This is a genomic window from Bariatricus sp. HCP28S3_A7 (assembly GCF_052066375.1).
Classification (GTDB): domain Bacteria; phylum Bacillota; class Clostridia; order Lachnospirales; family Lachnospiraceae; genus Allocoprococcus.
On the sequence record NZ_JBQHSG010000023.1, the window covers coordinates 1 to 22500 of the forward strand.

At 46.7% G+C, this 22500-nt stretch carries 15 protein-coding genes; 2 read left to right on the forward strand and 13 right to left on the reverse strand.

The genetic code is table 11. The annotated features are described in order from the left end of the window. The first annotated feature begins 270 nt into the window (after nt 1-270). Both ACTNA4_RS12700 and ACTNA4_RS12705 read left to right on the forward strand, forming a co-directional pair. Nucleotides 271-1668, forward strand: a complete 1398-nt coding sequence (locus tag ACTNA4_RS12700) for an MFS transporter (RefSeq protein WP_441030412.1) — start codon at nt 271-273, stop codon at nt 1666-1668. A gap of 12 nt (nt 1669-1680) precedes the next feature. Beyond that, entirely contained in the window at nt 1681-3900 is a 2220-nt protein-coding gene (locus ACTNA4_RS12705; RefSeq protein ID WP_441030414.1) for a glycoside hydrolase family 2 protein, read from the forward strand. Nucleotides 3901-3995: 95 nt separating this feature from the next. Here the strand turns inward: ACTNA4_RS12705 and ACTNA4_RS12710 are convergent, their stop codons facing one another. The 13 genes from ACTNA4_RS12710 to ACTNA4_RS12770 form a co-directional block, all read right to left on the reverse strand. Then, nucleotides 3996-4259: a Fic family protein gene (locus tag ACTNA4_RS12710; protein WP_441030456.1), complete on the reverse strand. Its 264-nt coding sequence runs from the start codon at nt 4257-4259 to the stop codon at nt 3996-3998. Between the two features lie 33 nt (nt 4260-4292). Continuing rightward, a complete protein-coding gene (locus tag ACTNA4_RS12715; RefSeq protein WP_441030416.1) occupies nt 4293-4565 on the reverse strand; it encodes a glycoside hydrolase family 2 protein in 273 nt (90 codons plus the stop codon). A 34-nt stretch (nt 4566-4599) separates the two neighbouring features. Next, complete coding sequence (locus ACTNA4_RS12720) at nt 4600-4788, reverse strand: hypothetical protein (protein WP_441030418.1); 189 nt, start codon at nt 4786-4788, stop codon at nt 4600-4602. Between the two features lie 54 nt (nt 4789-4842). Next, nucleotides 4843-6450, reverse strand: coding sequence for a SpaH/EbpB family LPXTG-anchored major pilin (locus tag ACTNA4_RS12725; RefSeq protein WP_441030420.1), 1608 nt, complete (start codon nt 6448-6450; stop codon nt 4843-4845). A 38-nt stretch (nt 6451-6488) separates the two neighbouring features. Beyond that, nucleotides 6489-8609 carry a DUF7601 domain-containing protein gene (locus tag ACTNA4_RS12730; RefSeq protein ID WP_441030422.1) on the reverse strand — a complete coding sequence of 707 codons (2121 nt, stop codon included), beginning with the start codon at nt 8607-8609 and terminating at the stop codon, nt 6489-6491. Further along, nucleotides 8597-15448 carry a leucine-rich repeat domain-containing protein gene (locus ACTNA4_RS12735; protein ID WP_441030424.1) on the reverse strand — a complete coding sequence of 2284 codons (6852 nt, stop codon included), beginning with the start codon at nt 15446-15448 and terminating at the stop codon, nt 8597-8599. The genes ACTNA4_RS12730 and ACTNA4_RS12735 overlap by 13 nt, the downstream gene beginning before the upstream one ends. After that, the gene (locus tag ACTNA4_RS12740; protein ID WP_441030426.1) at nt 15415-16323 is read right to left on the reverse strand and encodes a class C sortase; all 909 of its coding nucleotides are present in this window, start codon (nt 16321-16323) and stop codon (nt 15415-15417) included. The genes ACTNA4_RS12735 and ACTNA4_RS12740 overlap by 34 nt, the downstream gene beginning before the upstream one ends. Further along, entirely contained in the window at nt 16320-17009 is a 690-nt protein-coding gene (locus ACTNA4_RS12745; protein WP_441030428.1) for a hypothetical protein, read from the reverse strand. Before ACTNA4_RS12745 ends, ACTNA4_RS12740 begins: the two co-directional genes overlap by 4 nt. A gap of 307 nt (nt 17010-17316) precedes the next feature. Continuing rightward, the gene (locus ACTNA4_RS12750; protein ID WP_441030430.1) at nt 17317-18246 is read right to left on the reverse strand and encodes an alpha/beta fold hydrolase; all 930 of its coding nucleotides are present in this window, start codon (nt 18244-18246) and stop codon (nt 17317-17319) included. Nucleotides 18247-18270: 24 nt separating this feature from the next. Next, a complete protein-coding gene (locus tag ACTNA4_RS12755) occupies nt 18271-18624 on the reverse strand; it encodes a DUF1667 domain-containing protein (RefSeq protein ID WP_441030432.1) in 354 nt (117 codons plus the stop codon). 13 nt (nt 18625-18637) lie between these two features. Then, nucleotides 18638-19915 (reverse strand): NAD(P)/FAD-dependent oxidoreductase, encoded by a 1278-nt coding sequence (locus ACTNA4_RS12760; protein WP_441030433.1) that lies wholly within the window; start codon nt 19913-19915, stop codon nt 18638-18640. Then, nucleotides 19912-21321, reverse strand: a complete 1410-nt coding sequence (locus ACTNA4_RS12765) for an NAD(P)/FAD-dependent oxidoreductase (RefSeq protein ID WP_441030435.1) — start codon at nt 21319-21321, stop codon at nt 19912-19914. Before ACTNA4_RS12765 ends, ACTNA4_RS12760 begins: the two co-directional genes overlap by 4 nt. 186 nt (nt 21322-21507) lie before the next feature. Next, complete coding sequence (locus ACTNA4_RS12770; protein ID WP_427806010.1) at nt 21508-22497, reverse strand: helix-turn-helix transcriptional regulator; 990 nt, start codon at nt 22495-22497, stop codon at nt 21508-21510. Nucleotides 22498-22500 lie beyond the last annotated feature (3 nt).

Below are 22500 nucleotides of genomic sequence, written 5' to 3' on the forward strand. Positions count from 1 at the left end.
GCAGCGCCCTGAGCCCCCGGAGGGCCTTCCGTCTTATATATTTGCAATTTTCAAGGTTCGTTTGAGCCTGTTTTTTTCGGCCCAGTTTTTCATAGATTACTTGACACTACCCATATTTTGTCTTACATTCCAATTATTGTATATATTTTATTATTTTTCAACATAATATAAAAATATTACAAATTCAGCAAAAATATTACTCACTGGAATTTCGGATATCCTTTAGGATAAGCATTACAAATAAATCTTTAAACAAAGGAGAGAAAACGAATGAGCAAAGAAAAACAGATTCGTCCCTTTGGCTGGCGGGACAAGGTCGGCTACCTGATCGGTAACCTCGGTAACGACTTCACATTCACATTTGCCAGTGTATTTTTGATGGTGTTCTACACAAAAGTACTTGGAATCAGCCCGGGGCTTGTAGGAACCCTGTTTGTTGTAGCAAGGGTCGTTGATGCATTTACCGACGTAACGATGGGACGTATTGCCGACAAGGCAAAGCCTGCAAAAGACGGGAAATTCAAACCATGGCTGCGCCGCATGTGCGGACCGGTGGCACTTGCCAGTTTCCTGATGTATCAGACTTCCATGGTCAACGCGCCGATGACGCTGCGCATCGTCTATATGTTTGCCACCTACCTTCTCTGGGGTAGCATTTTTTACACCGCGATCAATATTCCTTACGGTTCCATGGCTTCTCTGATCAGTCCGGAAGCAGATGACCGTGCAGCGCTTTCTACCTTCCGAAGCCTTGGTTCTGTAGTCGCAAATATTGCTGTGGGCATCGGCGCTCCGGCCATTTTGTATGCTTCCGACGCGGCAGGGAATCAGATTGTAAAAGGCGAACTTTTCCCGATCGTTGCCCTTGTATTTTCTATTCTTTCTATTGCCAGCTACCTCGTCTGTTATTTTATGACAACCGAGCGTGTAAAAGCTGTTCCTGCAGAGAATGTAAAGCAGGTGGGATTTATTGATACGGTAAAAACATTGATCACCAACCGCGCACTGATTGGTATTGTCATCGCTTCCATCTGTATCCTTGCAGCCCAGATCCTGAATCAGTCCATCAACCAATATCTGTTCATCGATTATTTCAAGGACAAGAGCGGCGTGATGGTCATGAATGCAGTCAGCATGCTGCCCGGTATCATTCTGGCACCGGTCGCTGTCCCGCTCAGCCGTAAGTTCGGGAAGAAAGAACTGGGTATCTTCGGAAGTCTCAGCGGCGCAGCTGCCTGTTTCCTGCTGTTCCTTATGCGGACCAGGTCCATGTGGACTTACATTATCATCAATGTCATCGGTTTCCTTGGGTTCGGCGTGTTCAACCTGATCATGTGGGCCTTCATCACCGACATCATTGACGACCAGGAAATCCGCACCGGAAGCCGCGAGGACGGAACCGTTTATGCGGTATATTCCTTTGCGCGTAAGCTGGGACAGGCCGTTGCCGGAGGGCTTGGAGGATGGGCTCTCGGATGGATCGGATTCGATTCTGCGGCCCAGGTGCAGACCGAAGCTGTTGTACAGGGTATTTACAATATTGCAACCTTGATTCCTGCTGTATTATACTTAATTGTTGGACTCAGCCTGATCTTCATCTATCCGCTGGGCAAGAAAAAAGTACTGGAAAACATCGAGATTCTAAAGGAGAAACAAAGCGCCAATTAGGAGGAATATAACATGAGACAGATTCTGAATTTTAATACCAAATGGGCATTTTCCAAAGAGGCAGACAGCGTACCGGAACGGATGCCCGAGCGCTGGTACTGGGTCAATCTCCCGCACACCTGGAACGCGATCGACGGCCAGGACGGCGGAAATGACCTGTATCGCGGAACCGCATTTTACGCAAAAGAACTTGAAAAATCAGAATTTCCGGAAGCAGACCTGTATTATCTGGAACTCTGCGGAGCCAACTCTTCTGCTTCCGTCTATGTGAACGGCAGGAAGCTGGCAAGTCACGACGGCGGATACTCCACCTGGAGAGTCAACATCACGGACGCTCTGAAAGCCAAAAACCTGATCGTAATCGAAGTCGATAACAGTGTAAATGACACCGTCTATCCACAGCACGCGGACTTCACATTCTACGGCGGCCTGTATCGGAATGTCAATATCCTTGCCGTAAGCAGTTCCCATTTTGATCTGGATTACTTCGGCGGCCCCGGCATCCAGGTAACACCGGAGGTTACCGGAACATCTGCAAATGTAAATGTAGAAGTATTCGTGACAAATAGAACAGATGCCCAGCAGATCCGCTATACGATAAAAGACGCAGAGGGAAATGTCGTTGCCGAGACAACATGCGCCGATACTGCCGTTTCATTTACGCTGGAAAACGTACATTTGTGGAACGGAAGAAAAGACCCGTATCTCTATACGGCAGAAGCTGTGCTGGAAGAAAACGGAACGGATCTTGACAATGTGTCCGCACGTTTTGGATGCAGGACCTTCCGGATCGATCCGGAAAACGGATTCATTTTAAATGGCAAGGAATATCCACTGCGCGGCGTATCCCGCCATCAGGACCGATGGGGAATCGGAAACGCCCTGCTTCCGGAGCATCACGAAGAGGATATGGATCTGATCTGCGAACTCGGAGCGACCACCATCCGTCTGGCTCACTACCAGCATGACCAGTATTTCTACGATCTCTGTGACGAGAGGGGAATGGTCGTATGGGCAGAGATTCCGTACATCTCCACCCACATGCCGAAAGGACGCGAGAACACCATTTCCCAGATGAAGGAACTGATCGTACAGAATTACAATCATCCGTCCATCTTTGTGTGGGGACTGTCCAATGAGATCACTATGGGCGGCGAGTCCGATGAGGATCTTCTTGAAAACCATCGGATCCTGAATGATCTGGTTCACGAAATGGACAAGACACGCCTGACCACCATCGCATGTCTTTCCACCTGCAGCATAGACGATCCGTACATCCAGATCCCGGACGTAGTATCCTACAACCACTATTTCGGATGGTACGGCGGAAATACTTCTATGAACGGGCCGTGGTTTGATAACTTCCACGAAAGACATTCGAACATTCCGATCGGCTGCAGCGAGTACGGCTGCGAAGCACTGAACTGGCATACTTCCAATCCGGATCAGGGGGATTACACAGAAGAATATCAGGCATATTACCATGAAGAACTGATCAAACAGCTTTACACCAGAAAATATCTGTGGGCAACCCACGTATGGAATATGTTTGACTTCGGAGCAGATTCCCGCAACGAAGGCGGTGAAAACGGACAGAACCACAAAGGCCTTATCACTTTTGACCGCAAATATAAAAAGGATTCCTTCTACGCTTACAAGGCATGGTTATCCGAGGATCCTTTCGTTCACATCTGCGGCAAGAGATATGTGGACCGTGTAGAAGATGTGACAAAGGTAACCGTCTACTCCAACCAGCCGGAAGTCGAACTGTTTGCAAACGGAGTCAGCCTTCGAAAGCAGACTTCACCGGAACATTTCTTCTATTTTGAAGTTCCGAATAACGGCGGAACAACGCTGACGGCGATTGCAGGGGAATGTAAAGATGAAAGTTTCCTTCGCAAGGTGGAAGTATTCAATGAAGACTACCGTCTGAAAGAAAAGGGGGCCATCCTGAACTGGTTCGATATTACTGCACCGGAGGGATATCTCTCACTGAATGATAAACTGGAGGATATTCTGAAAACCGAAGGCGGAAAAGCGCTCTTTGCCGCTATGATGGAACAGATGGCAGGCGGGCAGCAGGCAGCTTCCATGCTTAATGAAGCTACTATGCAGATGCTCGGAAGCTTTACCCTTCTTCGCATGATCAGCATGGCAGGAATGACCGGCCTGACCGTGACGAAAGAACAGCTTCTGGCTTTAAATGAACAGTTGAATCAGATTAAGAAATAAGAATTCAAAACGTGCCGTGACAAGATTGTATTTCCTGTCACGGCACGTTTTTTGCAAAATCAGGCAGAACAAGATCGGTCAAATTTCATACCTCATCACAAAAACATATTCAACTTTACCGGCATCCTCTTCTTTTTCTCCCACGTCTTCACCATCTGCTCTTTTAAAAACTCAATAAAACCGGGTATCTTCCTCGTTTTATCGTAAACAGCCAACGCCATGTAATATGTCCTCTTATCTTCACTGTAAAGAATCAGTGGCGGATAATCATGAGTCATAAGATAATAATTCAGAAGCGTTCTTCCCACACGCCCATTACCATCGGCAAAGGGATGGATCTCCTCAAAACGTAGATGCAGATAGGAAAATACACAATCATTATATTTCCGAACCTATATAAGACTCCGCACCCTCAACCTTTCTTGCAGTTCCATAGCATCCGTGAAATTCCCATTTCGAACATCCTTCTTCCGAAGCACCACCTCACGCATCTCACCTGTCAAATGAAAATAATTGTCACTGAATATCGCATCCGCATCCTCAAAGTCCAGCTCTACAAACGGTGCAAATACGTCACTTGTCACCTGCAAAATATACGCATCCTCTTTTTCCTGCACCTGCACCTCAATCTTCGGCTTTTTCAAATCCAGATATTTATAAGGCAAAAGTGTCTCCACCTGTTTTACTACATTTCCGTCCTCAAACCGGAAATGCCGTCTCATTTTCCACAAACAGGCTTAGAATTTTTTCTTCTTTTACAAAACTTGCCATCATCGGCGCGAAGAAGCGGCGTGCCATGTATTGAAGTGCCTTCCACCTTCCAAAATAATTGATGGAAGACCAGGAGGCAAACGGCCAGTAAAAGGTATCTCCGGCATATTGTTTCATAATCCGGGGAACTACATATTCAAACAGCTTAACATAGTCGGCTTTCAGTTGCCATCAAAGTTTCATCTTTTTAACCATAATTCCGGAAAGGATCAAGATTCCCACAATTCCTATTCCCAGAAAGATCATGATGCCAATCCCGCCTGTTTCAGGCAGCGAAAAGCCCTTCTGATTCTCCACCGCAACCGTGGAAATACCGGAATCCGTATTAAGTTTTGTCACGAATGATCCATCTGTCGCTGTTATTTCTTTATCATTCACTTTGAGTGTAAATGTGCCTGTTGCAACTTGATTCATTTCGGATGCTGTAATTTCAATTTTGACTGGATTTGCAAGCAGAGTATAGCCTGCAGGTGACTGTGTTTCTTTCAGATAATAGATTCCTTCATCAAGACGGGAGAATTGCAGCTTTCCGTCTTCGTCCGAAGTTGCTGTCCCGATTTTGTTTTCTGCGGACAGATTCTCGTTCGAGTAAAGCTCAAACACGGCTCCTTCCAGGGCAGCAGATGGTTTTGCAAATTTCTCCACCTCGATGCCAAAGCTGTAGACTTTGATTTCAGCCGATTCGGCCTGGGCATCTGTTCCCGGTTTGTTGTGATACTCAAGGACAGCCTGGTTTGAATTTCCTGTGATTCCCATCACTGCCTTGTCATTCACTTTGGCAAAATAAGTCACTTCCACAGCTTTCCCAAGGTTCTGCTTAATATAATCCGGCTGGAACTGTATGCTTAGATCTTCCGCTGTGCCGGTCTTGTTTTCTGCCGTGAATGCATAGGTATCTAATGATGCGCTGATCGGGATCCCGTCTATCTTGATCGTAACAGGGTGTGTGGTATCATTCAGAATTTCCAGTCCGTCGCTCATCGTATCTTTGATTATGAATTTCGGGTTGGTGTAATCTTCTGTATATTCCGGAATCGAAGTTTCGATGACATATTGTACGTAGTCTCCTTCTTTCACACTTCCGTCTTCAGAGTCCGCCAGCTTCTTATCAATGGATATTTCTGCGCTTTTCGGAGCAACTGCCACATCATAGACCCATTTTGTTCCTGCCGCATTGCTCTGGTAATTATCGGTTGAGGGAATTGACACCAGGAATGGCTTTCCTGCCACATAACCGTCCGGCGCTTTCGTCTCTACTATCAGATAATAACCAAGTGCCAGATTCTCAAAGGTATAGGTTCCGTCTGTTTCTGCAGTAATCCCGGAGGCAGTCGGCGTTTGCTCTGCGGCAGCCTGCTCCAGTCGTATCGCAAGTGCATCCAGTTCTGCAGCCGAATAACTGCCGAACAATTCATCAGGCTGAACCGTTTTAAGTACGTCCTGATACGCTGCTACTTTCTCAAATGATGCAAATTCTCCCACTGTACTTCCCGGAATCAAGCTCATGATTTTATAAATGGAGTATCTGGCACCGCCAATCGGAACCGCCTGCCCTGTCTCCTTACTCATTCTCTTGATGACCAGGCTCCCCGTCGTCTGCGTTCCGTCGATGATGGAATTGGCTGTCTCGGCAGCCTTTACCTGCATCGGTATCATCGCCGCCATTTCGGACGCATTCATTCCGGTCAGAGCAAGTGCCATTACCGCAGCCGCCCACTGCATGCTTTTTTTCTTGTTTTTCCTTCCTGCCTCTTTGTTTCTTGTCATTTGTTTCATCATTGTTTCTTCTCCTTTTCTTTTATTTTCAAACAACATCCTCACTGATTTGCACGATGAGAACATTGCTTTTTATAGAGTAATGTGCCAATCGTAAGACCCAGCATACCAAGTGACGTGAACAGGAATACACCTGTTCCGCCTGTCATCGGGAGCATAAAATTTCTGCTGTTATAAACGGTAATATAGGCTTCATCATCTCGATCCGGATACAGCTTCGTATAAATCTGCCCCGCTTCATCCGTTCCCAAAAGGCTGTCATCAACCGTCACTTCCATATTTGCCCCTACACGCATAACATCGATTTTGATTGGGTTTTCCCACAGCCGATATCCTTCCGGTGACCGGATTTCCTTCAAATAATAGGTTCCTGCCTTTAAATCAGAAATAATTGCCATGCCATCCGCTCCGCTCACAAAAGGCTCCTCCCTTACCGCATTGGTAAGCGCCGCATCCCGATAGAGCATAAAGGATGCACCTTCCAGTGGCTGTCCATCTGTAGTTTTTTTAGTCAGATACAGATCGAGTTCTTTACACAAATACAGATTTACAAATGTAAACTGCAAGCCCTCTTCCGTCAAAATCCCTTCCTGAACTTTCTGGCCATCTTTCGCCACATATTCAATGGAAAGCTGCGATTCTTCTACTTTATATTCTCCATAATCAAGTCCGGTAAATCTCACCGTCTCGTTAGCCTTGATGGTAAACTTTCCTTCTGCATCGGTCTGCCCGGTCAATTCCGTATCGCCCGAGCTGATTACAAAATCCGCATTTTTCACAGGTTCATAGACAGATTCCTGCTCATTTTCACTGAGTTTCTTCCTATATAAAAGGAAACCGAATTCATCCTGTGCGAATGCCGCTGTTCCTTTCACATTTTCAACTACTTTCGTCACACTTAAGGTCCCCGCATTCGATTCCTTCCTATTTATAAAGGGAAGCACTTCCACACCATCAAAAACCATTTTATCTGTATATCCTCTGGAATCTGCAGGCAGCACCTGAACATAGTCCGGATTCGCAATTTCCGAAACATTGTAAATTGTTCCCGGCTCTCCGCCGATAAAAACAGCCGTCTGTCCGTGACACATCAGGAAGCTTCCATCCTTTTCGGTCTGATGAACCAGGTCATCAACAAGTTTTCCATCCACGGTCCGATACAGATAATATGCCGCGTCCGCCCAGACAGTCCGGTCGGCTTTCGTAAGCAGAAACCGGAATTCTTCGGTCGACTCACCGCCTTCTACTTCTTTACTGACTGCAAAAGAAACATTTTTGTTATTAAAATTTACAATCGTTCCGGGCGCAGTGACCGTTCCTTCTAAAGAGGTCTCTTTGGTGCTGTACCATCCGTCTTCCGGCTTCTCGGTAACCAGATAATCTATATCCGTCGGTATCTCCCGAAATACAGCCGTGCATCCGCCTTTTATCTTAAATATGCCCTCCGAATCCGTTACTCCTTTATCCAACAGTTCATCCGTTCTTGAATCATGTATTTCATATTGTTCCAAAGAGAATTTCCGGCCATCCAGCTGTAATTGAAAGGAAAACCAGGGCGTTTCCGGCATTTCATACCCCTCCGGAAAGGAAATACTCTTTTGAATCATCAGATTTGCCGTATCCCGATCACTTTTGGTAATATAAAGATTCACAAAATTCACATATGCTCCGGAAGGCGGCACCGTTCCGACCGCAGCGCTTTCTCCCTGCGGCTGGATCTGAACGTAATCTTCGGCCGGCTGCTCTGTCACTTCATACCTGACTCCCGAACCCACATATTCAAACAATGCCGTCTGGCCCGCCTTCAGTGCAAACGTTCCGGAACGGTCCGTCTGAAATCGTTTTCGGTTCCCCAGGATATCCCGATCAAAGATTTCCTCATCCTCTTTATCAAACACTCTATATTCCAACCTTTTCGCCAGTTCTCCATCCAGCTTCAATACAAAGGAAAATTCCTGATCTTCCGGCGGATCATATCCTTCCATGGCGGTTTTCACCTGTTTTTTAATGTACAGATCCGGTGCCTCATTCCTGCTGTTTTCAAATATCACTCCCGGTATATCTTCTTCGGCCTGTACAAACACAACCATCATCCCCAGGCAGGAACCGATCAAGATACAGAACATCATTATTTTTACAGTAAGAATTCTTATTCTTTCCATAGTATCCCTACCTTTCCTTTCGGAAAATTCCACGGAGAACCTTCAACAGAATCCTTCGGCCTGTCAATATAGATCGTGGTAAGTCCAGTACAATCATAAAATGCACTTTCCCCAATGGTCTGAATACTGGAAGGCAGATTCAGCTGGCCTTTCAACCCATAGCAGCTGTGAAAAGCCCTTCCCCCTATCGTCTCCAGATGATTTCCTATTTTCAGATCCTCTAGGACTTCACAGGAAGCGAACGCGTAATCTCCGATACTGGTAATCTGATCGGTCAGCCATACCTTTTTCAATCCTTTACAAGCAAAGAAAGTCCGCGTTTCAATCCGTGTGATATCCTCCGGAATAACAACCTCTGTAATTCCATGGCAATTGTTAAACACCCGTTCTCCCATAACTGTACCGCTCCCCGGCATAACAAGCGTTCCGGTAAATCCCATGCAGGCTCCGAAGGCATCGCTTCCTATCTCTTTTACTGTTTCCGGTATTTTCAGTTCTCCCGTAAGAGATCTGCAGCCCGAAAATGCGGATTCGCCTATGGTCACGACACTTTCCGGAATCTCCAGTTCTCCGGTCATATAATTGCATTCCATAAAAGCCCGGTTTCCAACCGACTTAAGTGCCTTCGGCAAAACCAGATCGCTTTCCAGCCCTCTGCAAAGGTAGAATGCGTCATCTCCTATAGTCTTAATCGTATCCGGGAACGTAATTCCGGTAATACTCTTATTTCTGTAAAATGCTTTCTCTCCGATTCCTGCCACAACATACACTTTTCCATCCTTTAAGATCATTTTCGGTATCACAACATCCCCGCTGTTCAGCTTCACCTTCTGACGGGTGGATGCGTCAACCACGCCTTGATTCACCATAGCCTGTGTAAGGATGATTTCCTCGATCTGCCCTTCCGGGATCTCACGGCGGATCAGCATTCGGTTCCTCCCGAGCTTGACCGTATTTTTCTCGGAAGTCCCGCTCAGTTTTCTAAGTACATAGGACGCTTCCCCCTGTTCGGACACGGTCCACAAGGTATCGCCCGGGACTTCCAGCCGGGCATACTGGCCCGCCTTCATCTGTATCTCTCCTTCTGCACCGGTTATTCCTTCACCCTCCACTTTTCCGCTTTTCCTGTCATATATCCGATATGGAATGCCGGCTGCTGCCCGCTCTGCGGCTATGTCTTCCGGTTTTGTCACCGGATTCTTCCGAATCGAGATTACCTGTTTCAGATTCATAATAAAAATCTCATCGGAAGCTCCATCCATTTTCTTCTCTATATCCATAGCGGCATCACAGTTTCCGTTCACGAAAGCGATCGCCCGTTCCGGCTCCAGATCCCAGCTGTACTCCACAAGATTCTCCTCTGTTCCGTATCCCACCAGAAATCCCCAGCTCTCATCCGATTCTTCTGTCAATTCAACAATTCTCAGATCTCCTTCTGATGCATTTCCATATTGGTTCAGGTAGACCCGATCTTCACAAAATTGAATATAAGGAAATTCATTCGCTGTTTTAGTCAATATAATCTTTCCTTCCTTTCCTGTCTTTAGGATTTCGCTACAGGTTATGCCTGCCGCGTCAAAGGACAGATACGCGGTCCCTTCCGCCGGGCTCCATCCGGCTCCGTCATACTGTTCCACACGCCATACCAGCCTTGCTCCCTCAGGTACCTCTTCACTTCCGATCTGCATACGCTTCTGCGCCATACTGCCGGTCATTTCCATGGTTTCTACTTTATTGATAATCGAAGCAAACGCCATCTCATTCAGTTTTCCCTTAACAGGCTGATTTCCCCTGGGTGTATCCTGACTGATGATCATCCATTTATTGTCCTTCCAGTAACGGATCTGGTGCCGAGATTCTTCCACCTCTTCCAGCGAATATGACACAATATCCTTCATCTGTTTACTGGTCAGGTAAACCAGATCCCACGGTTCTATCGTCAAAGCACCATCCGAAGAATCACTTGCCTTCGACCAGAATATACTCCCGCTGGTGCCATCCGGATGAATGGACTTCACATACTGGCTGGAGGTCGGCCACTGATATGTATTTCCGCCTTTATCCGTCACGCGAAGCACCATCTTCACCGCGTGCTTTTTTACAGATGATGCCTTTGCCTTCACTTCTTCCACATATGTTTTGGAATCATCATCCTTGCCGACATATGTTTTCCCGATCAGAAGCCCTCCGCTTTTTCCGTTCATGATGATAATTTCTGTATCATCTCCCAGCTCACCCTCCCATGGTTTTTGGGAAGGAGGATAGATCTGCGGATAATCCACATCTTTCGTCTCTGTAACGGTGATTTCATCACCCCGGAGGCCCGCTTCCTCAAAAATGGCCGTCTGACCGTCCTTCAGTCGGAACTGTCCATTTGCATCCGTCCTGTGATCTCCATCCACCGTCTCGCCCTGCTCCGTAAGAGTATATGGATACTCACTCAGGAGTTCTCCTTTTACCGTCACCGTCATCGTGAATAACCGTTCTTCCAATTCTGCAACCTGCTGCGAATCCGTCGCATCATAGATCACTTGTTTGGACACCGAGAAGGATCGTTTCCGATAATCATTGGTAATCACCATCTCTTTCTTACTGCTGTAAAGCGGCATAGTAATCTCGTCCGTCCCCGGATTGACTTTCTCGTAAAGCTCCCCGCTTACTGTTTCTTCCACCAGATAGGTCTGTTCCGCCTCCAATCCTTCTATTTTCACCGTTTTTCCGCCGCATACGCAGGTGAAGCTTCCATCCGGGTTCAAGATACCCTCTGCTTTGGTCTCCTCTCCTTCTTCCAGTAATACCCAGTGCTTTCCGGCAACAGGATTTCCTTCTGAATCGGTGATACGAAATGTAAATGCCTGCGTGCATGCATTTACATCCTGATGGGTGATCTGCTTTGTCAGATACAGATTTTTCCACCGATAAATATTGGTAATACTCGCCGAAGCTCCCTGAACCGGCAGAATCCCTTCAACAGTATCCGTTTTGCAGATCCAATCCGCGTCTTTCTCCACACATTCTTTTACTGTATACTTGGTCCCGCAATCTCCGGGAAAGAGCGCAAGAATCTCCCCTGCTTTGATCTGAAATCTTCCATCGCTGTCCGTTTTCCCGATTCCGTTCTGCCCGGACGCTGTAACCTTTTGCGGAATCCCGCCATCCGTCCGCACGCTGTCCACATACCAGAATTCCCGATGGGCATACGGCTCCCCATCTGCCAGGAGCTGGAATGTGAAAATATCTTCCGCTGCCGCATCTCCCTCCGGAACTGCCAGCAATTTCTTCTGCACGTACAATACCGGGCGATAGGTATTTCTCACCTGGACTACCCGTTTTTCTATTCCATCTTCTGAGGTGGTCGCATCCGTCTGTTCAGCTTCCCAAAATGGATTTTCCTCCTCTTCCACCCGAATCTGTGCCACATCTTTCACCCGGAGAAATACCGCCTTTTCTCCTGCCCGAAGTACAAGCTTTCCGTTTGCATCCGTAGCATGGATCCCATTCACCTGTTCCCAGGTGCCATCGTCTTTGGTACGCCAGAGCTGATATTCCTGATTGGCATATTTGGGTGCATCATCCTCGATTCTTGTTAAATAAAATTCAAACTCCTCTGCTTTGACGGCATCCGGTACCTCCTTCACGAACTGCTTTTCAATTTCCAGAATTCCGCTGCCTCCCAGAGACACTTTCACGGAATTTCCGCTAACGGTATATACACTCTCTGCTCCATTCATCCCCGTCACAGAGTAGAAAACCGGATTATTATATGCATAAATAGCCCCGTTTTCTGTATTTTCAGGTGCTTTCATCTTGATCTGAAATGTCGCCGATTCCATCGAATCGAGTATGAACGCGTCGCCATTTCTTTTATCGCTGATATCCACCGCAACCGCACGTACCTCATCCGCTGTCTTTCCAAGTGACTGCCACTCTTCCTCTGAGTACCATCCATTCGCCGTCGTCAGAACTTCCCCGGGAGACTGTTTCTCTTCGGGCAGCACCGCTTCCCGATCTTCATTGTAATAAACGACCGGTGCAATATCCTGATTTTGTAATCCCTCCAAAACGACTTCCCGAAAGCTCCCGTACCACCAGGAATCTTCAAAATCGATCTCTTCCGGCACTCCTCGTCTGTCGGATGCAGCATGTTCCAGTCTGTCGAAAATCACAATATTTCTCATCGGCTGTGCAGAGGTATTGGTAACCGTTATGTCATAGGTATAGCCGCCCGAAGGTGATACTCTCGCGCTTTTCAGGTACACCCCGAAACGGTCCTCATCCGCGCGGACCAGCTTCTGGATAGCCGACTGGGATGCCAGAGCAATGTCTTCCGTTGCAAGTGTTCTTGCGTAAAGCACATTGCGGATATTGGTGATCCCGTCCTGATTGATGTCGCTTCCCAGACTTTTATAATCCTCCTCAAATCCTTCCGGCACGATGATTCCGTCATCGCAGGCCACTTCGCTTTGCGTTCCCAGAAGCGGCTTTGTATCCTCCTGCCCCGGCATAAAAGCGCAGATATTTGCTTCCGACTGACTGACCTGCTCATCTTTCCAGTCATAATACGCCTGAAAGCTGACGCCCCAGCCTTCCATCCAGTAAGTATACTGATTAGAATTTCTTGTCATCACAGAGGAATCCGTTCCTTGATATGTCAAATGAAAGATTACCATCGTTCTCCCGGTTCCCTTATAATTTTCAATCACATCTCTCTCGGAATCCATTTCCACTTCCACCTGTGTGGTATCCCAGCTTTGTGGTGTATTGTACACACCGGAATAACTCAGATTCTTGAGACGCCCAGCGATCACTTCTCCGGAAGGATCAAATCTCATCCCATATGGAAGAAGATCATAAAATACCAGATGCTTTCTTCCGGGACTCTTCACGCCATTTTGTTTCAAATATACTGCATCCTCATTGGATTCTACCAGGTAGCCATCATGTGCGGTCAGGCAATATTCCACCTGCGCCCTGCCGTTTACCACATCGTTTGTCGTCTTTGCCGTCTTATAAGCTGCCGCATGCATCTGCATTTTGGAAAGCTTAATTGCCGCATCGTCCTGCATCGTCAACTGTCCGCCATCGTGCAGCACCTCGGCGCCGGAACTGTTTTTCAGAATAATCTGGTCCGGATCTGCTGCAAGAAGTTCCTCCATCACCGGGGAATCATAGCGTAGCCGAAGTTGCACATATATTTCGCATGTCGTCTGATAATTGATGCTTTGGTGTACCGCCTTGACTTTCCATGGTTTTCTCGCAAGCTGCGCCTCTGTAAAAGAATAAGTCATCTCTCCTTCTTCATTCCAACCGACATCTGCGATATGCTCCCATTCCCCGTTTCCCCGCGGATCCGTGTCTGCAAAGACCGCATAAACAGCCAGCTTCTGGTCCACATCCTCATTCTGTTCCGGCTGTTCAAAATCATTTTCCCACACATCATATCCCCGGTCTTTCTGTATGATCTTAACTTCCGAGAAGTAATAATCTTCTCCCGTCATTGCTCTGGCATTTTTTTCGGGAGACAGATAAGCGCAGACGGTATCGTCAAAGGTGCTGACCGTATAGCTGCTTCCCTCCCGATATGTTCCCATCTCGCTTCCGGAAAGCTCATGTGTGTAACCATACCCGCGGCATATACTTTTTGTCGAAAATGGAAATGCTCCTTTATCTTCCTGATTCGCCTTTGCATACCGGAATACTTCCAGCCAGCTCTCCCATGTCTGATCCTGCTCTTTATTCACATTCAGAATATCGCCCGGATAGATCCACTCATATTCTTTGTAAGTCCATGAGGCCGATCCTGTCTTTTTCTGTTCTGGATCTTTTCCGTCTATCGGCATCAGTATCATCGCCGCCTCGTTGTTCAGCACCGTCCCATCCGTGACTGCCTCTGCCGGATATGCCGTCACTACATAGAGACTTCCGGACCAGGAATCCTGCCTGCCTGACGCCCGTATTTCTACCGTGCCGGCCGAATAATCAATCGGACTTACCACGGTAAATCCCCGCTTTACTTTAATACCGACAATACTCCCTGCCGTCTGGTCCGCAGTCTTCGGTGTTTCTTCCATTTTGAGTGTAAATGGCTGTGTACCATTTCCATTTGCTTTTACTTCCCAGACTACATATTTGTAATTTTCAAAATGTTCCTCGTATTCTTCCGGAAGCTTTCCCGAAAGAAATGCTTCTGCCTGCTTTTTTGTATAAAGTCCGGGCGTATAGCTCTGACCGCTTACATACGTTGTTTTCGTCACACTGCCAAGTGATGCATAGGTGTCCACACGCCCCGTAAGCGGCTTCAGTTCAGCCGTCTCTGTGTCATTTTCTGTAGTCACCTGAATCCTGGGTGTCAGCGACCATTCTGTCATGTCAACAATGTTCATGACAGCCAGGTTCTTATACAATACTTGAAATGCCGCATTTGACCCGGAACACATCTCTTTATAATTGAAAAATACCAGTTCATCCTCTTCTTCATAGTAATTAAACGGCGTATTCTTCCCATCTGTCGGATTCTCCGGTGTTCCCGCCGGCACGGCAATATCTGCCGGAAGAATTTCCGTGCCGTCCCGATAGGTGAGCAACACTTTTGGAATCCGGATCTCTACGCTTCCTTCCCCCAGATCCTGATTTGTATGGAACTCCATCTGATATTTCAACGTAAAATCCTGCGTCTTCTTCGTATCGTAGAGGGACGTTTCATTCACATAATACACATCCAGTGTCCAATTTGCCGTATTATCTTCTGCGGACAGTATTCTTGGAACAGCCTGCGCAAGAATAAACACCGCAAAAAGAGCTACCGTCACTTTTTTCCAGATTGATTTTGTTTCCCGCATTTTTTTACCTTTCTCCTCCTTCTCTTTCTTGCTCTGACTGCATCTTCCTTTTTTCCGCAAAAACGTATTATTAGAATCAAAAGCCATACAATCAGTACAATGGACAGGCAAAGCCACCCGTATTCCCGGATCCACCTCTCCATCTCGATTGTCCCGGTGCTTTCTCCTGTGATTTTCTCAAAAGGAACTCTCTTCCCATGAACATACATCCGATGCGTATTCATTCCATACGGTGTGCAAGTGACCAGTGTTGCCAGATCCTCCCCTTTACGGATTGCCAGAGGCCCTGTTTCATCCGGTCTTACCGTTTCTATTTCCGTAATCCGATAAGCCAGGATCTTTTGAAACACATGAATGTAAAAGAGCTCGCCTGTTTCCAGTTGATCCAGATCCGTAAACATCTTTTTGCTGGGTAGTCCCCGGTGTGCGGATATCACCGTATGTGTGTCCGTTCCGCCTACCGGAAGAGAACTCCCCTCCAGGTGACCTGCTCCTTTCTGGAGTGCATTTTCAGAAGTGCCATGATAAATGGGCAGTGTGACCTGTATTTGAGGTATCTCGATCCACCCCATAATCCCTTCTTTTCCCGCGTTTAAAAGTTCCTCATATTCTCGATGGTTCTGAGATGTATTTCCAAAAGGATCTTCCAGCCTCTCTTCCGTTCCCGAGCCAAGGAAACAGTTGTACCTCTCAGCTCTCTCCAATTGTTCCTGCCACATGTTCCGGTCCATTTTTTCAATGGTCTCTTCATATTCTGTCACAGCCTTTCCCTGAACACGGCCGTTATATATGCGCGCCAGATAAGGGTAATCCATAATAGCAATACAGCTAAGATAGAAGAAAACAAATACCATCAAAGATACTTTTCTTTTCAACTTTTTTGTTTCCTTTCTACTAAAATAATTAAAATACACAGCATACCCACGGATAACGACACATAGATCACCTCTTCAGATGAATCCCCTGTTTCGATCGGAAGGACATGTGTCTGAATCTGCATTTCCGGCAGCGGCGTTTTATCCTGTTCCAGGCGTTCCGCTTTGGGCGAAACCTTCAGGTCATATTCCCATTTCTCACTCGTTCCATACGGCAGGAACACCAGAAACGGCGCGACATTTCCATAATCGGCAGGGTCTTTCTGCCTGACAAGATAAGCCCCCTGTTCCAGATCGACGATGGCAAGCACCCCGTTTTCTCCGGATTCCATCTCTGCAACCAGTGTGTCCTCATTCAACACACCGGTCAGCTTCGCGGCTGCCTCTTCCTGTTCCTCCGCCAGACGGATCCGCTTCAGATTGATCCCCGTTTTCCGGTACCTGTCCAGCAATCGAAAATGAAGGGATGTCTCTGCCTCAACCGTTCCGACTTGATAAATGTCGAAGACAGTATGTTCCGGCCTTGTTCCCAGATCCTTCAATTCGATTGTCAGGCTGCACCGGACATCTGAATGATAGCTATCCTGTTCTCCGGCGCGTACCGTAACCGTCTGCAACAGCAGAGTCAGTAGGAAGAAGAAAGCCAGACCTTTCGACAAAATCTGTCTTTTTCTTTTACGAATCATTCGCACTCTCCTTTGTTTTGATATGCACTTTAAAGCAATATCCTGTTAAAATATTAAAGTGGTATTCATTCGATACAGAATGAACGATATGATATTTGAGACAGAAAAGATTCTGTCCTTAGATGGCGCACAAAAAAGTGCGCCATGAAAGATATTGTATAAATATAATTTTGATAAATGGAATCAATTGATATAATAATAAAACTGAATCTGTTCAGAAATCGTGCAGCCATTTACACGAAACGAATTTGAGAATGTTTTCTGAGATTGCATTTACAATATCACATAACTTTTGAAAATTCAAGCATTATTTTTCAAAATTTTCTTCCAGCCATTTTCGCAAATCTTCAAATACATCCATATAATCCGTTTCATTCAGGATTTCATGACGATCGTTCTCATATAATTTTAATTCTACATTCTGAGCCCCGGCCTTTAGACAGGACTCGTACACCTTCCGGACACCTTTTCCGAAATTCCCCACCGGGTCATCGCTTCCCGCGACAAAGAAAAGCGGCAGATCTTTCGGGATTTTCTGAATGTTCTTTTTACGCTGAACAAACTGAATCGTCCGGAACAACTGATAGAATCCGTTCAGTGTAAATGTGAACGTACACCACGGATTTTCCCGATAAGCATCAACGATTTTTTCATCCTTTGTCAGCCAGTCCTGCGGCGTCCGGGCAGGTTCAAACTTTTTGTTATTTCCAGAAAATGCAAGCTGGTCAACAAGCTTACTCCGGTACTCCCATCCTTTGCATGCTGCCATCGCTCTGCAAAGAAGTTTCGCCAGAACCAGAACCGGTTCCGGCTGTGCCCCGGTTCCCATTACGATCACTCCGGAAAGACCTTCCCCATACAGCATCATATACTGTCGGATCAAAAATGATCCCATGCTGTGTCCCAACATAAAATAGGGAGTATTCGGATATTGCTTTCCCATGTATAATCGCAATTTATGAATATCTTTTATTACACATTCATTTCCATCTGGCTGTTTAAAGAAACCATGCTTCTCATCAGAAGTTACCGATTCTCCGTGTCCCAGATGGTCATTTCCGACTACGCAGATTCCGTATTCATTCAGATACTCTGCGAATCGCTCATAGCGGCCGATGTATTCCACCATCCCGTGACTGATCTGAAGAACCGCTCTGACTTCTCCTTCCGGTATCCACAGAATCGCATGGATTCTCGTCTCGCCATCCGCCGAAGTATAGTATGAATTCCTTTTCATCCGTTTTTTCTCCCCTTCCACCGCTTATTTTTTGTTTGCAGTTGCAACCACAGGTACTCCTGTTCCGGCTGCATTTTCGAGAATCACCTGGCCAATCTGAACCGGTCTTGCGATTACAAGCTGTTTCAATTCCCGGACACAGTCCATGATCTTCTCCTTCGGAATATCCTCCTTCGTCTTTACCGGAACTACACCGCCTCCGCTTAAACGGACCGTCGTCGTCACAATTCTGGTCGGATTCGTCACTTCTTTCCTTGCATAAATATCCCCACGTTTACAGGTATTTCCGGAAACACTTATTACATTGCAGCCTTCCATCTCTACCTGAAGCTCACAGCCCATGGGACATCCGATACAAGTCAATACCTTCTTCTCCATATTTCCGCTCACCTCAATCCTGCTTTTCACCGCACTCCAAAACAATCCTGATCTTCTCAGACCGGCTGGCCCCTTCTAATTGTTCCTTCTCTAAAATAACCTCTTCCATCTCTCCAGGAGTCACAATTTGTTTTCTTTTATGCACAATCCGTTTCTCATCCAAATACACACTGATGTAGCAATTGCGGTATACATTTCCCACCCGGAAACGTACTTTCAGATACCCCCGCATGCGTTCCGGCAAGATTTCTGCCGGAACCGTATAACGAATTCCGCCTTCCACCTCGATCGCAATTCCACGTTTTCCTGCTTTGTCAAGCTGGCCCAGGATATAATCTGCTGCACATTCTCCCGCACATTTTGCTTCTTCTGACACAAAATCCACCAGATCGTGCACATGCAGTACATTCCCACAGGCAAACACCCCTGGAATGCTGGTCTCAAAACTTTCGTCAACAACGGGACCGTTCGTAACCGGATTCATCCGGACACCCATTCCCTGCGACAGTTCATTTTCCGGAATCAGACCACAGGACAAAAGCAGTGTATCACAGCAGTATTCTTCCTCCATTCCCGGTATCGGTCTTCCGTTTTCGTCCACTTCCGCAAGCGTAACACCTTCCAGTCTTTGTTTCCCCTTGATGTCGATCACCGTATGGCAAAGCTTCAGAGGAATTCCATAATCCTCCAGGCACTGAACGATATTCCGCTTTAGGCCGCCGGAATATGGCATCAGCTCTGCCACTACCTGAACATGGGCTCCCTCCAGTGTCATTCTGCGCGCCATAATAAGCCCTATATCCCCGGAACCTAAAATCACAACTTCTTTTCCGGGAAGATATCCTTCCATATTAACCAGCCTCTGCGCTGTTCCGGCTGTATAGATTCCCTGCGGTCGGTACCCAGGAATGTTCAGAGCCCCTCGCGGCCGCTCCCGGCATCCCATGGCAAGAATAATCGATTTAGCCTGGATATCCTGCATCCCTTCCGTGCGACTTAAAACCGTCACTTTTTTCTCCGACGTGATGTTCAGCACCATGGAATTCGTCTGACACACAATCCCCAACTCCTGCACCTGACGGATAAAACGATCTGCATATTCCGGGCCTGTAAGCTCTTCCTTAAAGGTATGCAGGCCAAACCCATTATGAATGCACTGATTCAAAATACCACCCAGACGTTCGTCCCGTTCAATCACAAGGATATCATTGATTCCTTTTTTCTTTGCCGCCACAGCCGCCGCCAGTCCTGCCGGTCCGCCTCCGATAATAACCAGATCACAGCTTCTCATCTTGCATCCCTCCTTCCGGTTTTCCGTATATCCTTCAGTTCCAGATGAAGTTCTTCCGCAAGAAGCTCCATATTCTTAGGCGTGCAGAATCCAGCCTGACACCGTCCCATACCTGCACGCGTTCTCCGCTTGATGCCATCCAACGTCGTCGCTCCCAGAGGGCGGTGGATCGCGTCAAGGATTTCTCCCATTGTAACACCCTCACATCTGCAAACAATCTGGCCATATGCCGGATTTTCTTGAATCAGACCATTCTGTTCTTCTCTTGAAAGCTCCGAAATGCGAGTAATTCTCTTTCTATGTTCACAATATTTTTTCTTTTCGCACAATTCTGTGAGCCCTGTCATAATATCGCGAACATAAACACCTATCGCAGGTACACTGGAAAGTCCCGGCGATTCTATGCCTGCCACATCGATAAATCCTTTTGCGTCTTTCACTTCCTGAATGATAAAATCACCGTCGTCTTCATGTGCCCTAAGTCCTGCAAACGAAGTGATAATTTGCCGTTTCGGGATATTTTTAACGGATTTTGTACACTTTTTCATAACTTCTTCAAGTCCATCGGATGTTGTTTCGGTTCCTTCTTTATCCGTAATATCGGCGGCTGTAGGCCCGATCAACAGATTCCCATGCACAGTCGGCGTCACGAGCACTCCTTTTCCTTTTGGAGTCGGGATCTGGAAAATCGTACGTTCAACCAAATTGCCCGCGTTTTTATCCAGCAGACAATACTCCCCTCTGCGTGGAGTAATATGGATTTTTTCCCTGCTGACCATGTTGTGAAATATGTCCGCATACACTCCAGCCGCATTGATCAGGAATCGTGTTTCGAGCATTCCTTTATCGGTCAGAACACGAAATCCATTCTCCATTTTCTCGATTTGCTTCACCTCTGTCTCCAGATGAAACTGAACTCCATTTTGCACTGCATTTTCTGCATAGGCGAGATTCATTTCAAATGGACATACGATTCCACTGGAGGGGATATGAATCGCTGCATATACGGTATCGGCCAAATTCGGCTCCAGAAGAAGCGCCTGACTGCGGCTCAGCATCTCCATTCCCTCAACTCCATTCTTTTTACCGCGCTCCATCAGCTCCTCGAGTACCGCCATCTCTTCCTTGCTCTGACACACGACCATAGCCCCGTTGCGCCGGAAAGGAAAATCCAGTTTCTCCGCCATCTCATCCATCATCTGATTTCCCAGCACATTCAGCTTCGCCTTCAGTGTTCCCGGTTTCGCATCAAATCCCCCATGCACGATACCACTGTTGGCTTTGCTGGTGCCTTCACATACATCACTTTCCTTCTCCAGTACACAAATATCCAGTTCATATCTGGAGAGCTCTCTTGCCACTGCACATCCCGATACACCGGCTCCGATAATGATGACATCTTTCATTTCCGATCATCCTCCTTAGGCAAATCCCTGTCCGTGTTACCCGGTTGCTCCAGGCATCTCCAATCAACCGGCAAAATTTATACCTTAATTCTATCACGAAACTTTTCCCGGTACAATAAAAAGCAACTCAAGAAGCTCCTTGATCTGCTTTAAAGGGGTGGCTATGTCCCCTTCCCACATTCCCCCCTATACATACTGTCGCGTCAACCTTTTAATCTCTTCTTTCATCATTTTCACAACATCATCCGGTCCAACCACTTTCACTCCTTCTCCAAGCGAAATGATCCACCCGAGGAATTGCCCGCTGACATAGACTTTCACATTCACTGTAAAACGCTCCTCATCCACCGGGACAAGCATCACATCTTTCCCGAACCTGTCAATGATAACTCCCGCCAGCGCATTATCTACCAGAAGTTTGACCTGACATTCTTTTCCTCCAAACATTCCAAAACTCTTCTTAGCATATTCAGCCATGTCCAGTTTCTTAAAATGTTCTTTCCCTTCTCTGGCTTCATCACACATTTGGATATGCAGCATCTTATCTACACGGTAATGCTTGATCTTCCCGGCCTCCGAATCATATCCAACCAGATAATAATTATCATCATGCCATGAAAGTCCCCATGGGCTAATCTGATAATAAGCTCCATCATGGCGCAGTTCCATCTGTTTCTTTACATTCCACTGAAAATATTGGAAACGGATTTTCTTATTCTCCGAAATCGCATTGTGGATCGCGTCGACCGTATAATAAATGCTCTCGTTCATGGTCTTGATTCGCCCGGATACATATACTTGGCGCTGCAGCTTCATTGCATCATATTTGCTGACCAGTTTTTCCAGCTTCTTGATCAATGCATTCGATTTTCGTTCTGTGATGAACCTGGAAGACTGGATCGCATCCACCAGAAGCTTCAGTTCCGGAAGTTCGAAAGGACGGTCGATCACGTGATAATGGTACCGGTTACCCACCGGCTCTCCCGCAACCTCAACCCCGAATTTTTCCAGATCTTTCAAATCCGAATAAACGCTCTTTCTGTCTGCGGTGATATCATACTCTCTTAACGCCTCCAGAAGTTCCGGCATTGTGATATAGTGATTTTCATCCGTCCTCTCCAGCATGATCTGTGCAACCCGGTATAATTTAAATTTCTGATTCGTTCCCTTTGGCATATC

What these genes read in the sequence shown, in the direction of transcription:
- ACTNA4_RS12760 (WP_441030433.1), bottom strand. Translation starts at nt 19,915, where the DNA reads ATGAGAAGCTGTGATCTGGTTATTATCGGAGGCGGACCGGCAGGACTG.
- ACTNA4_RS12730 (WP_441030422.1), bottom strand. Translation starts at nt 8,609, where the DNA reads ATGGAAAGAATAAGAATTCTTACTGTAAAAATAATGATGTTCTGTATC.
- ACTNA4_RS12705 (WP_441030414.1), top strand. Translation starts at nt 1,681, where the DNA reads ATGAGACAGATTCTGAATTTTAATACCAAATGGGCATTTTCCAAAGAG.
- ACTNA4_RS12750 (WP_441030430.1), bottom strand. Translation starts at nt 18,246, where the DNA reads ATGAAAAGGAATTCATACTATACTTCGGCGGATGGCGAGACGAGAATC.
- ACTNA4_RS12735 (WP_441030424.1), bottom strand. Translation starts at nt 15,448, where the DNA reads ATGCGGGAAACAAAATCAATCTGGAAAAAAGTGACGGTAGCTCTTTTT.
- ACTNA4_RS12745 (WP_441030428.1), bottom strand. Translation starts at nt 17,009, where the DNA reads ATGATTCGTAAAAGAAAAAGACAGATTTTGTCGAAAGGTCTGGCTTTC.
- ACTNA4_RS12765 (WP_441030435.1), bottom strand. Translation starts at nt 21,321, where the DNA reads ATGAAAGATGTCATCATTATCGGAGCCGGTGTATCGGGATGTGCAGTG.
- ACTNA4_RS12700 (WP_441030412.1), top strand. Translation starts at nt 271, where the DNA reads ATGAGCAAAGAAAAACAGATTCGTCCCTTTGGCTGGCGGGACAAGGTC.
- ACTNA4_RS12725 (WP_441030420.1), bottom strand. Translation starts at nt 6,450, where the DNA reads ATGATGAAACAAATGACAAGAAACAAAGAGGCAGGAAGGAAAAACAAG.
- ACTNA4_RS12720 (WP_441030418.1), bottom strand. Translation starts at nt 4,788, where the DNA reads ATGAAACAATATGCCGGAGATACCTTTTACTGGCCGTTTGCCTCCTGG.
- ACTNA4_RS12770 (WP_427806010.1), bottom strand. Translation starts at nt 22,497, where the DNA reads ATGCCAAAGGGAACGAATCAGAAATTTAAATTATACCGGGTTGCACAG.
- ACTNA4_RS12755 (WP_441030432.1), bottom strand. Translation starts at nt 18,624, where the DNA reads ATGGAGAAGAAGGTATTGACTTGTATCGGATGTCCCATGGGCTGTGAG.